Genomic DNA, 12,129 nt, shown 5'->3' with positions numbered 1-12,129 from the left:
TGCGGCCCCGAGCATGTGACGCTTATCTCGACGCAATCATTGAGCGGGTGCACTTACGTATCGTGTACGGCACCTCAACCGCCGGCCGTATCTTGCGCTTTGGGGGAAGGCGTGCGGCCGCGCGCGCTTCGCAAGGCAAGCGCTTGTCGGGCAAAGGTGATTATGGGCATGGCGAGGTTGCCGCGAACGGCAAATTTTCAGAACTCGAGCGCCTGCCTGAGTGCCGGGCCGCTCCTGACGCGCAAATCGAGGTCGGCCTCGATATGGTCGATGTGGTGCAGCATCAGCGCGCTGGCGCGTTCGGCATTGCCATTTTCCAGCGCCTCGAGGATCTGCGTGTGTTCGTTGTGGCCGCAGCTCGAGATGCCCGAGCGGCCATAGAGTGCGATCACCAGCGATGAACGAGCGACCAATTCCTCCATGAAGCGCTGCAGGATGACGTTTCCCGCGACCGACGCCAGAAGCAGGTGAAAATCCCCCGACGCCTTGATCTCCGATCGCCTTGCGTTCGGTCCGCGTTCGGCGATGAAACGGCCTTCTTCGTCGAGCTGGGCCTTGAACGCGGCGACATGCGCCGGCGTCATCCGTCCGGCGGCGGCGATCGCGATGCCTGGTTCGATGAGCCGGCGCGAAGCAAAAACCTGCCGCGCTTCCTCCGGCGACGGATTGGCGACGAAGGCGCCGCGATTGCGCTCGGTGCGCACCAATCCCTCGAAGGAAAGCATCTGCAGTGCGGCACGCGCCACGGTGCGGCTGACATCGAACAGCGTGCCGACTTCGCCTTCGGAAAGCTTTGTTCCCGGCGCCAGCCGGCGATCGACGATCGCGTCGCGCAACTGGTCGCGGATCGCCTGCGCGCGATCCTCGTTGGCGGCCTCGATAGCAGGGAAGGTCTGGTCGGCAATGTTCATGGCAGTGGTCCTGCCTTCTTCTACCCTGAATCGCATCGCTTGGACGAGAGACAAAGTGAATACAGAGATGAAAAAGATTGCATACGATCTTTGCGGAGATCGGCGGCAATCGCCTATAATTTGTGCATTGCACAAGGCCGACGTATCGGCAGCTACATAGAGGCGGCCCTGATTTCTTCGAGGATTCAGTCAGTTGGTGCGGCGGTGCGCAACTGGCACGCATGATGCTTTGGCTAATCCGACCAAAGGGGAAGCTGGATGTCCAAAGCCGCCGAAATCGACATTGTGTCCGTTTCGAAAGTCTATGGCGCGACGACTGCCGTCGAAGGCATCAGCCTGAAAATCCCTGCCGGAACCTATTGCTGCCTGCTCGGTCCGTCCGGCTGTGGCAAGACCTCGACGCTGCGCATGATCGCCGGGCACGAGAGCATATCGAGTGGCGACGTGCGTCTCGGCAACACAGTGGTCACCGACCTGCCGCCGGCCAGGCGCGGCACTGCCATGATGTTCCAGTCCTACGCACTGTTTCCGCATCTCGACCTGATCGACAACGTCGCCTTCAGCCTGAAGATGAAAGGCGTCGGCAAGGAGGAGCGCCGCGCCAAGGCGCTCGACATGCTGAAGCTGATGCAGATGGAGGCCTATGCCAGCCGCCGCCCGGCGCAGCTTTCCGGCGGGCAGCAGCAGCGCGTTGCCCTTGCGCGCGCCTTGATCACCGATCCCGAGGCGCTGTTGCTCGACGAACCGCTTTCGGCGCTCGATCCTTTCCTGAAGATCCGCATGCGAGCCGAACTGAAGAAGCTGCAGACGTCGCTCGGCATCACTTTCGTCCACGTCACCCACAGCCAGGAAGAGGCGATGGCGCTGGCCGACCTGATCGTGGTGATGAACGACGGCCGTATCGAGCAGGCGGCGCACCCTCGCACGGTGTTCGAGCGGCCGGCCACGGCCTTCGTCGCTCGTTTCATGGGCGACCACAATGTCATCTCCGGGCGCGTCGCCGGCAGTCGCGACGGCATGGTCGTTTTCGATGTGCCCGGCGGCGTCACGCTCGCCGCCAGCGGGCAGGGCAGGGAGACCGGGGAACCCATCGACATCGCCATTCGCACCGACCACGTGCGCATCGGCGAGCCGCCGGCAGCCGGGCTCGGCTTCACCGGCATTATTGCAAACGTCGAGTACCGCGGTTCGACCGTGAAGCTCTCAGTCAATGGCGCCGGCATCGAGGATTTCACGGTGATCGTCGACGACACCAGCTTCTTCGCCAGGCCGGTTGCCGTCGGCGACGCAGTGCCGATCGCCTGGGACGCCGAGGACGCGATCGTCCTTGGCCGTCTCGATTCCTGAAATCCAGCATAACCAACCAAAACAGGGGAACTGAACATGACCAACACCACCGACAAGAAGACTGGAATATCGCGACGTTCGCTGCTCAAGACAGGTGCCGCCGCCGTCGGTTTCGCCGCCGGTTCCGGCGCCATATCAGGCTTTCCGACCATCTGGGCGCAATCGAACATCACGCTGCGCCAGTTCGGCACCGGCGTATCCAACCTCAATGCCATCGCCGACAAGTGCAAGGCCGACCTCGGCATCACGCTGGAGATGACAGCAACCGATTCCGACGCCGCCGCGCAGCGCGCTGTGACGCAGCCCGACAGCTACGACATCGCCGACATCGAATACTGGATCTGCAAGAAGGTGTTCCCGACAGGCGTCCTGCAGCCGATGGATGTCAGCAAGCTGAAATATTACGACGAGCTGGTGCCGCTGTTCAAAACCGGCAAGCTGACGCCGGACAGCGTCATTGCCCAGGGCACCGCGCCGCATACCGTCGGTTACGTCGAGGCGCAGGACAGCAAGGTCTTCGCCAAGGCGCCGACCAACTGGTTCACCATGGTGCCGACGATCTACAATGCCGATACGCTCGGCATCCGCCCCGACCTCGTCGGCCGCGATATCACCACCTGGGCCGACATCATGGATCCGGCCTTCAAGGGCAAGACCGCCATCCTCAACATCCCGTCGATCGGCATCATGGATGCGGCGATGATCATGGAGGCAACGGGCAACATCAAATACGCCGACAAGGGCAACATGACCAAGGAGGAGATCGACAAGACGATCGACTTCCTGATCAAGGCCAAGCAAGCCGGCCAGTTCCGCGCCTTCTGGAAATCCTTCGACGAGAGCGTCAACCTGATGGCTTCAGGCGAAGTCGTAATCCAGTCGATGTGGTCGCCGGCCGTGGCCGCGGTCCGCTCCAAGGGCATCGCGTGCCGGTTCCAGCCGCTCAAGGAAGGCTACCGGTCCTGGGGTGGCGGGCTTGGCCTGGCAGCCCATCTCTCCGGCGCCGAACTCGATGCCGCCTATGAATACATCAACTGGTACACGTCCGGCTGGGTTGGCGGCTATCTCAACCGTCAGGGCTATTACTCGGCCAACATGGTGTCGGCCAAGAAGTTCATGTCCGAGGACGAGTGGGGCTACTGGATCGAAGGCAAGCCGGCAAAGGGCGATATCCTGTCGCCGGACGGCAAGGTCATGGAAAAGGCTGGCGCCGTGCGTGACGGCGGCTCGTTCGAAGAGCGCATGGGCAAGGTCGCCTGCTGGAACTCGGTCATGGACGAGGACCGCTACATGGTGAAGCGCTGGAACGAGTTCATCGCTGCTTGATGCCCTCTGCCTTCTCCCCTTGTGGGAGAAGGCAGATTGGCGCGCAGCGCCAAGACGGTTGAGGGGTGCTGGACGGAGCACTGTTGGTGCCAAGCTGGAACACCCCTCATCCGATCGAGCTTCGCTCGGCCACCTTCTCCCACAGGGGGAGAAGGGCACACCCCTCAGTCGCATCGCCGACTTCGACCGAGATATAGATGGCAGTAGCGCTCGAACAATCCACGCACGTTACGTCTGCAAAGCCTGCCAGACGTAGGCGCTCCTTTGCCGGAGTCGCACCCTATCTCCAGGCGGCACCGCTGGCGCTGATCCTCGGCGCGTTCCTCCTGCTGCCAATTCTGATGATCGCCGTGGTCTCATTCTGGGATTACGATTTCGCGGCGATGTATCCGGATTTCCTGACCACCAATTATTCCGACACGCTCGGCTCCTGGGTCACCTGGAAAACCTACCTGAATACGCTGAAATACGCCGCCATCGTCTGGGCGCTGACGCTGTTCATCGGTTTCTGGGTCGCCTATTTCCTTGCCTTCCATATCAGGACCACGGCCATGCAGATGGTGCTGTTCCTTGTCTGCACGGTGCCGTTCCTGACCTCTAACATCATCCGCATGATCTCGTGGATTCCGGTGCTTGGCCGCAATGGCCTGGTCAACTCGACGCTGGTGCAAATGGGGCTGATCCCGAAGCCGATCGAATGGCTGCTCTATTCCGAATTCGCCGTGGTGCTGGCCATGGTGCATCTCTATACGCTGTTCATGGTGACGCCGATCTTCAACACGCTGATGCGCATCGACAAGTCGTTGATAGAAGCCGCGCGCGACGCCGGTGCTTCCGGCTGGCAGGTTCTGTGGAACGTCGTCATTCCGCTCGCCAAGCCCGGCATGGCGATCGGCACCATTTTCGTCGTCACCCTGGTGATGGCCGACTTCTCGACGGTGCAGGTGATGTCCGGCGGGCAGAGCGCCTCCGTCGCGCTGATGATGAAGAACCAGATGTCGCTGCTGCAATATCCGGCAGCTGCCGCCAACGCCGTCGTGCTCTTGGTGCTGGTGCTGCTGATGGTCGCGGGCATCCTGCGCATCGTCGACATCCGCAAGGAGCTGTGAGGCGATGAGCCAGGACAAGCGCACCCTCGAATTCTATGTGTTGGCGGCGTTCTTCGGTCTTTTCGTGTTGTTCCTCTACGGCCCGCTTTCGGCGATCCTGATCCTCTCTTTCCAGGGCGAGAACGGCGGTCTGACATTTCCGCTGAACGGCGTGTCGCTGCACTGGTTCGCCAATTTGTTCGAGCGCCAGGCGGTCGGCGACTTCGGCGGCAGCTTCAAACGCTCGCTCGTCCTTGGCCTGATGGTGATGGTCGTCACTGTCGCCGTGTCGCTGCTCGCCGGCCTGGCCTTCCGGCAGAAATTTCGCGGCGCAACCGCACTGTTCTATCTGGCCGTCGCCAGCCTGGTCGTGCCGTCGATCATCATCAGTCTCGGCATCGGCGTCGTCTTCCAGCAGATCGGCTTCCGCCCCGCCTGGTACACCTCCGCTTTCGGCGCCCATCTGACCTGGACCTTGCCTTTCGGCGTGCTGATTATGTTTGCTGTCTTCAACCGGTTCTCGCCAGCCTATGAGGAAGCCGCGCGCGATCTCGGAGCATCGTCGTGGCAGACCTTTGCCCATGTCGTGCTGCCGATGATCGCGCCCAGCCTGATCGGCGTCGGCCTGTTCGGCTTCACTCTGTCATATGACGAGTTCGCCCGCACGCTGATGACCTCGGGCACGTTCAACACGTTGCCGCTCGAAATCTACGGCATGACGACGAATGTCACGACGCCGGTGCTCTATGCGCTGGGCACCGTGACGACCGTGTTTTCCTTCCTGGTGATCCTGCTGACGCTCGGCGCAATCGTCTATGTCGGCCGCCGCCGCGAGCGTGCCTGACAGTGCAGATCCTCGTCGTCAATCCAAACACCACCGCCAGCATGACCGACACTATCGCGGCGGCAGCCCGATCGGTCGCTGCTCAATCGACGAAGATCGTTGCCGTCACCTCGTCGATGGGACCTGTATCGATCGAAGGCTATTACGATGAAGCACTTGCCGTGCCCGGCCTGCTGGTCGAGATCGCCGCCGGCGAACGCTCCGGCGCGCAAGCCGCGATCATTGCCTGTTTCGACGACACCGGCCTCGATGCCGCGCGCGCCATGGCCAACATTCCGGTCATCGGCATTTGCGAGGCATCGCTCAGCACGGCCTCGTTCATCGCCCAGCGCTTCACCGTCGTCACCACCACCGGACGTTCGCGCGTGCCGGTCGAAGGCCTGGTGCAACGCTATGGCATGGCGGGGCGGGCACGCGTGCGCGCCGCCGACATCCCGGTTCTTGCCCTCGAAGATCCGGCGTCCGACGCACTGCTCAGGCTGCGCAGCGAGATTGCGCGCGCCATCGACGAGGATCGCGCCGAGGCGATCGTGCTCGGCTGTGCCGGCATGGCCGATCTGGCGGCGGCGCTGCAGCGGGAATTCGGGCTTCCGGTCATCGACGGCGTGGGCGCTGCCGTGAAACAGGCCGAGGCATTGATCGCCCTTGGCCTGACGACATCCAAGCGCGGCGCCTATGCAAGCCCGTTGGCAAAGTCTTATCATGGCGCGTTGAAATCCTTCGCGCCTGGCGCCGCCGAGTGATCGCAATGCCCCGAACGATCCGAACGCTCGCACGTGAAGAAGTGCAAACCCTTGTCGATTGGGCGGCGGCGGAAGGCTGGAATCCCGGCCTTAACGATGCCGCGCTGTTTCAGGCAGCCGACCCGCAGGGCTTCATCGGCGCCTTTATCGATGGCGAGATGGCGGCCGGCATTTCGGCCGTCGCCTATGGCGATGGTTTCGGCTTCATCGGCCTCTACATCTGCCGGCCGGACAGGCGTGCCCAAGGTCATGGCAAGGCGGTCTGGGATGCCGGCATAGCGCGGCTCGGCAAGCGCACGATCGGCCTCGACGGCGTTGTCGAACAGCAGGCCAACTACCGCAGCATGGGTTTTGCACCGGCCTACCGGACGATCCGGTTCATGGGGTCACCGAATGTCCCGGCAGCCGTCGGCAACGACGTTCGCGCCATAGGGCCGGAACTCGTGCCGGACATACTGGACTATGACCGCCGCTTCTTTCCCGGTCCGAGGCGATCCTTCCTGGAACACTGGCTGCGCCCGCCGCACATGGCGCTTGCGATCCTCAAGCACGGCGCCATTGCGGGATATGGCGTCGCGCGCCAATGCCGGGACGGCTGCAAGATCGGCCCGCTCTTTGCCGACAGCCTGGACGCGGCAAGCCATCTCTTCGCCGGGCTCGCGCACATGTCCGGTCCCGGAAACGTCCATCTCGACGTTCCCGAAACCAGCCGGCAATTTGCAGACTTGCTGTCGTCCGCAGGCCTTCAACCGGGCTTCGAGACGGCTCGGATGTACAAGGGAAAGGCGCCGCAGCTCGTGCAGTCCGGAGTTTTTGCGATAACGACGTTGGAGTTGGGGTGAGGCGGTACAAGCCGGCTTCCAGTGCAAAGTCGGGCAACAGGACTACGCGGTCTATTTTTCCTGAACTGAAATGCCGGAATCGTCGATGCGAAGTTCCACGCCTTTCGGCCTAGTCTCCTCGCGATAAACGTAAATCCCCAACGCAATAACGGCGACGGCCAAAGCGCCGATGATGAGATAAAGATAGTTCTGCTTCATCCGCTGTCGTTAACAACATGGTGTGGGCGAGTCTAGCAGTTCGGGTATCAGGACGGCGGCCAGAGACGCACGTCGATCAGCCATCCAGCCGGTCGCGCAGCATGCTCCAGGGGAGCACCATGTTTGGTGCATGCCGCATCAGGCTATGGAACGGGATCGGCGACGGCGGCGCAAACGGCAGCGGCAAATCCTGAGGCTTTGTTCCATCAGCCCAATCCGCAAGCACCTTGCCCATCGCAGTGGTCATGGCGATGCCGCGTCCGTTGCACGCGAAGCCGGCGATCAGCCCGGGGCCGAGATCGACGAGGTGCGGCAGGAAGTCGGGCTCGACGGCAGCCATCCCCGACCAGCTGTATTCAAGCGGCGGGATGTCCGGGAGATCGAGATATCTGGCAAGCCGCCGCCAGATCGCCCGCGGCACCCGCGTGTCGGCACCGGGGCCAAAAACATGCATGCCGCCGGTGATCAGCCTGTTTCCGCCGTCGAAGCGGAAGGTGAAGAGATTGCGTCTTGTGTCGCCGACGCCTTGCCCGCCAGGAAGCAGGCGAGTGCGTATTTCGCGCGGCAGCGGCGCTGTCGCGATCTGGAAGATTTTCAGCGGGAAATAGGTTCGCCGCAGCGCCCGATCCAGCGGCCCGCCATAGGCGTTGGTGGCGACCAGCACCTTTCCTGCGCGTACCGAACCGGAGGCCGTCTTCAAAGCCCAACCATCGCCTATGTGATCGATCGACGCGACACGCGTATTCTCGAAGATGCGCGCTCCGGCCTTTTCCGCCGCGTCGGCCAATCCGCGCGCATATTCGACCGGATTGAGGACGCCACCCGATCTGTCGATCCAGCCGCCGAGACAACCGCGAACGCCGGTCAGCTCTTCGACCGCCTGTCCGTCCAGCGCAACAGCCGGCCTTCCGCGCCTTGCCCATTGTTCGGCGCGCGATCTGGTCTTTTGCAAAGCGGCCGGTGAATGGGCTGGTTGTATCCAGCCGCTCTGGACAGAATCGCATTCGATGGCATGCCGCCTGATCAGGTCGAAGACGAGGTCGGCGCTGCCGGCGGCGAAATCGACAAGGCGTTCACCGCGTTCGGGGCCGAGCTGGGCAATGATATTGTCGGGGTCTCTTTTCGCGAAATTCGGCACGACGAAGCCGGCATTCCTGCCGGTTGCCCCCCAGGCGATGATTTCCGCCTCGAGGACGGCAACCGAGTTGCCTTTCTCGGCACTGTGCAGCGCGGTGGAAAGGCCTAAAAAACCGCCGCCGACAATTGCCAGATCGACATCGAGTGCGCCTTCGAGGGTGGGCCGGTCGCGGCGACTGCGGCTGACGGCATGCCAAAGGGAAACGCCGTGCGGCCCGGTCACGCCGTTCATGAGCCGCTCTCGCTCGGGGCCACGCGTCGACGTTTGCCGAACGTTGGACGCCGCGGCCTGTCGCCAAACAGGCCGTTCGGCCTGACCAGAAGGATGACGCACAGCATCACGCCGATGGCGACGATCTGCAGCGAAGCGGCGCGGGCCTGCTGTTCCGGCGAGAACAACATACTGGTCAAGGCTCCCGATCCGGCCCATATCGCCCAGACCAGGATGCTGCCGATGACGGCGCCGATGTTGCTGCCCGAGCCACCGACGATCAGCATCACCCAGACCTGGAAAGTCAGTGCCGGCAAATAATTGTCCGGGGCGATGAAGCCGGTGAAATGCGCCTGCAGCGCACCGGCAAGCGCCATGATGGCGCCACCGACGGCAAAGGCCTGGACGCGGTAGAACCGTGCGCTTTTGCCTAGGGATATCGCGGCCCGCTCATCCTCGCGAAGCGCCTTCAACACGCGCCCCCACGGGCTGCGCGACAGATGCTCCAGCGCGAGATAGACGATCAGCGTCACCACCGAGACGATCGCAAGGTTCGAAAGGTTGAACAGCAACGGCGTTTCGGCAAGGCCGCCGAACGGACGCGGAATAAAGCCGATGCCGAACGGCCCGCCGGTCAGCTTCTGGGCATTGAGCGCTACCAGTTGCACGACGACGGCGACGCCGAAAGTAGTGATCGCCAGATAGTCCGATCTCAAGCGTAGCGTGGCAATGCCGGTGATGGCGGCGGTGACGCCGCCCAATAGCATGGCGCCAAGCCAGCCGATAAGGATCGGCAGGTCGAAGCCGCCCAGGCGCGCGGCATCGTCGGGCGTGGTCAGCAGCGCCGAGGTGTAGGCGCCGATGGCAACGAAGCCGGCGACCCCGACATTGAAAAGCCCGGTCAGCCCCCATTGCAGATTGAGCCCGAGCGTGATGAGCGAAAAGATCAGCGCGGTGGTCAGGAAGAAGGCGCCGTAACCGAGCAGATCCATCAGCGTTCCCTCACTCCGAAAAGGCCGATGGGCCGCACGAACAGCACCGCCATCAGGATGATGAACGAGACGGCTGCCCGCCATTCGGCGCCGATCAAATGCACGGCAGCCGCTTCGGCCATGCCGATGATCAGGCCGCCGAGAACGGCGCCAGGCACGCTGCCGATGCCGCCGAGGATGGCGGCCGCGAACATCGGCAGCAGCATCTCGAAACCCATGAACGGGCGGATCTGGATGAGAATGCCGATCATGACGCCGGCGACGCAGGCCAGCGCGCCGCCGATGATCCAGGTGACGCGCACCACCCTGGCGACGTCGATGCCGACGATGCGGGCAAGTGCCGCGTTCTGACTCAATGCCTGCATCGAGCGGCCGGTCTGGGTCCGCGTCATCAGGAGATGCACGCCGAGCACCAGCACGGCGGTCAGCAGCAGCAGCGCGATCTGGTCCGGGGTGATGCGGATGCCGAAACCTATCGGCATGGCGATCTGGATCGCCCGGCTGAAATAGGTCGGACGCGAGGTGAAGATGAATTCGAGCAGGCTTCTCAGCGCCATCGAGGCGCCGAAGCTGGCCATCACCACGATGATCGCCTGGCCCTTGGCCCGCAGCCGCGCGAACAGCACCATGTCGAGCACCAGCGCCAGCAGGCCGGTGGCCGCCATGCCGATGATGAGCGCGACGATCAGCGGCCAACCGAAGGAGAGGGGCGCGATCGGCGCGATCTTGCCGAAAATCGCGCCAATGGCGCCAACCACGGCGAGCGTCGCATAGGCGCCCCAGGCCATGAAGTCGCCATGGGCGAAGTTCGAGAAGCGCAGGATCGAATAGGTGAGTGTCACGCCGATGGCGCCGAGGCCGATCATCGAGCCTGCCAGCAGTCCGTCGACGACGAATTGCAGGTTCATGCCGCGCTTCCTTGTCCAAGATCGAGGCGGCGCTGGCCAAGATAGAGTTCAGCCACGACCGGGTCGCTCCAGAGCTCGGAGGCGACGCCTTGGTGCCGCTCCTTGCCCTCAACCAGCACATAGGCGCGGTCTCCAATGGCAAGCGCTGCCTTGGCGTTCTGTTCGACCAGCAGGATGGTGACGCCGGACTTTCGGATGCCGGCCAGCATCTCGAACACCATCGCCACGAATTTCGGCGACAGGCCGGCCGACGGCTCGTCGAGCACCAGCACCTTGGGATGGACAATCAACGCCCGGGCGACGCCCAGCATCTGCCGCTGTCCACCCGACAGATTGCCCGCGGCCGTTCTGCGCTGACGGGCGAGATCGGGAAAGGCCGCATACATCTCCTCGATGCGGGCTGGGACCTCGCGCGGCCTCAGGATGCCGCAGGCGACCCTGAGATTGTCCTCGACCGACATCAGCGGGAAGATGTTCTCTGTCTGTGGCACGAAGGCAAGGCCACGGCGGACCATGATGTGAGCGGGCGACGCCGTGATATCCTTGCCGTCCAGCAGCACCGTGCCGCCGGTGATCGGGACAAGGCCGGCGATGGCCTTGATAAGGCTCGACTTGCCGGCGCCGTTGGGACCGAGAACGACGACGATCTCGCCCTGGTCGACGGTGATCGAAGCGCCGCGCACGATCGGAACGCCAGGCTCGTAGCCGGCTTCGAGATCGCGGACATCGAGTACCTTTTGGCTCATGCCGTGCCTCCGAGGTAGGCCTCGATGACGCGCGGGTCGCGCGCCACCTCCTCCGGGGTGCCTTCGCACAGAAGCTGGCCGCTTGCCATGACCAGGACGCGGTGGCAAAGCCGCGTCACCATTTCGATATTGTGCTCGATCAGCAGGAAGGTGATGCCGCGCGCATTGATGTCGCGGATGCGATCGATAATGATCTCGAGCAGGGTTGCGTTGACCCCGGCCGCCGGCTCGTCGAGCAGGATGATCGCCGGGTCGGCCATCATCACGCGGGCCAACTCGAGCAGCTTGCGCTGGCCGCCTGAAAGCACGCGCGCAGGTTCGTGCGCGAGGTGAGCGATCGTGACGAGCTCGAGCAGTTCGACGGCTCTTGTCTCGGCAGCCCTTTCTTCGGCAGCGACTCGCCGGGGCGTCAGGAAATTGGCGAGCAGTTTTTCTCCAGTCTGTCCTTGCGCGGCCAGCATGACGTTTTCGATCAGCGTCAGGTTAGGCAAGGGCCGGGGGATCTGGAACGTGCGGCCAAGGCCGCGGCCGATGCGGCGATGGGCTGCTTCCCCCGACACCGATACGCCATTGAGGAGGATTTCGCCGCTGGTCGGCAGAATGCTGCCGGCGAGCAGGTCGAACATCGTGGTCTTGCCGGCGCCGTTCGGGCCGATGAGGCCGAGTATTTCACCCGGCCGGACGTCAAACGAGACATTGTTGACCGCGACGAGGCCGCCGAAGCGCTTGACGACGTTCCTGGCCGTCAGAACCGGCGTGCGGATCTCCTCCTGCCGTTCCGTCGTGTCGCCCATGAATCCCTCAGGCCGAAAGCGATCTTCGCCGCCTATGATTTG

The 12,129-nt window shown here is 63.2% G+C and carries 13 protein-coding genes; 6 read left to right on the top strand and 7 right to left on the bottom strand.

The features are described 5' to 3' along the window. Nucleotides 1-197: 197 nt before the first annotated feature. Nucleotides 198-911: a GntR family transcriptional regulator gene (locus tag NKH33_RS02140; protein WP_023676076.1), complete on the bottom strand. Its 714-nt coding sequence runs from the start codon at nucleotides 909-911 to the stop codon at nucleotides 198-200. Between the two features lie 258 nt (nucleotides 912-1,169). Between NKH33_RS02140 and NKH33_RS02135 the strand changes: the two genes are divergently transcribed. From NKH33_RS02135 to NKH33_RS02110, 6 genes are all read left to right on the top strand, one after another. After that, nucleotides 1,170-2,258, top strand: a complete 1,089-nt coding sequence (locus NKH33_RS02135; protein ID WP_352472207.1) for an ABC transporter ATP-binding protein — start codon at nucleotides 1,170-1,172, stop codon at nucleotides 2,256-2,258. Nucleotides 2,259-2,294: 36 nt separating this feature from the next. Then, nucleotides 2,295-3,584, top strand: coding sequence for an ABC transporter substrate-binding protein (locus NKH33_RS02130; RefSeq protein WP_352472208.1), 1,290 nt, complete (start codon nucleotides 2,295-2,297; stop codon nucleotides 3,582-3,584). 197 nt (nucleotides 3,585-3,781) lie between these two features. Further along, nucleotides 3,782-4,693, top strand: a complete 912-nt coding sequence (locus NKH33_RS02125) for an ABC transporter permease (protein ID WP_352612193.1) — start codon at nucleotides 3,782-3,784, stop codon at nucleotides 4,691-4,693. A gap of 4 nt (nucleotides 4,694-4,697) precedes the next feature. Then, complete coding sequence (locus NKH33_RS02120; RefSeq protein ID WP_352451583.1) at nucleotides 4,698-5,516, top strand: ABC transporter permease; 819 nt, start codon at nucleotides 4,698-4,700, stop codon at nucleotides 5,514-5,516. Between the two features lie 2 nt (nucleotides 5,517-5,518). Continuing rightward, the gene (locus tag NKH33_RS02115; RefSeq protein WP_352472211.1) at nucleotides 5,519-6,259 is read left to right on the top strand and encodes an aspartate/glutamate racemase family protein; all 741 of its coding nucleotides are present in this window, start codon (nucleotides 5,519-5,521) and stop codon (nucleotides 6,257-6,259) included. A 5-nt stretch (nucleotides 6,260-6,264) separates the two neighbouring features. Further along, nucleotides 6,265-7,101, top strand: a complete 837-nt coding sequence (locus NKH33_RS02110; RefSeq protein ID WP_352502969.1) for a GNAT family N-acetyltransferase — start codon at nucleotides 6,265-6,267, stop codon at nucleotides 7,099-7,101. Between the two features lie 51 nt (nucleotides 7,102-7,152). On the opposite strand, the gene NKH33_RS02105 is transcribed toward NKH33_RS02110, so the two are convergent. The 6 genes from NKH33_RS02105 to NKH33_RS02080 all read right to left on the bottom strand — a co-directional run bounded on the left by NKH33_RS02105 (nucleotide 7,153) and on the right by NKH33_RS02080 (nucleotide 12,087). Next, nucleotides 7,153-7,299, bottom strand: coding sequence for a hypothetical protein (locus NKH33_RS02105; protein ID WP_352452379.1), 147 nt, complete (start codon nucleotides 7,297-7,299; stop codon nucleotides 7,153-7,155). 76 nt (nucleotides 7,300-7,375) lie between these two features. Then, entirely contained in the window at nucleotides 7,376-8,668 is a 1,293-nt protein-coding gene (locus NKH33_RS02100; protein ID WP_352918074.1) for an NAD(P)/FAD-dependent oxidoreductase, read from the bottom strand. Further along, nucleotides 8,665-9,642, bottom strand: a complete 978-nt coding sequence (locus NKH33_RS02095) for a branched-chain amino acid ABC transporter permease (protein ID WP_352918101.1) — start codon at nucleotides 9,640-9,642, stop codon at nucleotides 8,665-8,667. The genes NKH33_RS02100 and NKH33_RS02095 overlap by 4 nt, the downstream gene beginning before the upstream one ends. After that, the gene (locus NKH33_RS02090) at nucleotides 9,639-10,547 is read right to left on the bottom strand and encodes a branched-chain amino acid ABC transporter permease (RefSeq protein ID WP_352502972.1); all 909 of its coding nucleotides are present in this window, start codon (nucleotides 10,545-10,547) and stop codon (nucleotides 9,639-9,641) included. The genes NKH33_RS02095 and NKH33_RS02090 overlap by 4 nt, the downstream gene beginning before the upstream one ends. Continuing rightward, complete coding sequence (locus NKH33_RS02085; RefSeq protein WP_352472217.1) at nucleotides 10,544-11,293, bottom strand: ABC transporter ATP-binding protein; 750 nt, start codon at nucleotides 11,291-11,293, stop codon at nucleotides 10,544-10,546. Before NKH33_RS02085 ends, NKH33_RS02090 begins: the two co-directional genes overlap by 4 nt. After that, nucleotides 11,290-12,087 (bottom strand): ABC transporter ATP-binding protein, encoded by a 798-nt coding sequence (locus tag NKH33_RS02080; RefSeq protein WP_352502974.1) that lies wholly within the window; start codon nucleotides 12,085-12,087, stop codon nucleotides 11,290-11,292. The genes NKH33_RS02085 and NKH33_RS02080 overlap by 4 nt, the downstream gene beginning before the upstream one ends. Between the last annotated feature and the right edge of the window lie 42 nt (nucleotides 12,088-12,129).

It is taken from the genome of Mesorhizobium sp. M1182 (genome assembly GCF_040318335.1).
GTDB lineage: Bacteria > Pseudomonadota > Alphaproteobacteria > Rhizobiales > Rhizobiaceae > Mesorhizobium.
This window is presented reverse-complemented; position numbering and strand designations above follow the sequence as displayed.

Excerpts from the sequence above, each read along its gene's own strand:
- NKH33_RS02110 (WP_352502969.1), top strand. The coding sequence starts at position 6,265 with ATGCCCCGAACGATCCGAACGCTCGCACGTGAAGAAGTGCAAACCCTT.
- NKH33_RS02105 (WP_352452379.1), bottom strand. The coding sequence starts at position 7,299 with ATGAAGCAGAACTATCTTTATCTCATCATCGGCGCTTTGGCCGTCGCC.
- NKH33_RS02130 (WP_352472208.1), top strand. The coding sequence starts at position 2,295 with ATGACCAACACCACCGACAAGAAGACTGGAATATCGCGACGTTCGCTG.
- NKH33_RS02090 (WP_352502972.1), bottom strand. The coding sequence starts at position 10,547 with ATGAACCTGCAATTCGTCGTCGACGGACTGCTGGCAGGCTCGATGATC.
- NKH33_RS02120 (WP_352451583.1), top strand. The coding sequence starts at position 4,698 with ATGAGCCAGGACAAGCGCACCCTCGAATTCTATGTGTTGGCGGCGTTC.
- NKH33_RS02125 (WP_352612193.1), top strand. The coding sequence starts at position 3,782 with ATGGCAGTAGCGCTCGAACAATCCACGCACGTTACGTCTGCAAAGCCT.
- NKH33_RS02085 (WP_352472217.1), bottom strand. The coding sequence starts at position 11,293 with ATGAGCCAAAAGGTACTCGATGTCCGCGATCTCGAAGCCGGCTACGAG.
- NKH33_RS02080 (WP_352502974.1), bottom strand. The coding sequence starts at position 12,087 with ATGGGCGACACGACGGAACGGCAGGAGGAGATCCGCACGCCGGTTCTG.
- NKH33_RS02140 (WP_023676076.1), bottom strand. The coding sequence starts at position 911 with ATGAACATTGCCGACCAGACCTTCCCTGCTATCGAGGCCGCCAACGAG.
- NKH33_RS02100 (WP_352918074.1), bottom strand. The coding sequence starts at position 8,668 with ATGAACGGCGTGACCGGGCCGCACGGCGTTTCCCTTTGGCATGCCGTC.
- NKH33_RS02135 (WP_352472207.1), top strand. The coding sequence starts at position 1,170 with ATGTCCAAAGCCGCCGAAATCGACATTGTGTCCGTTTCGAAAGTCTAT.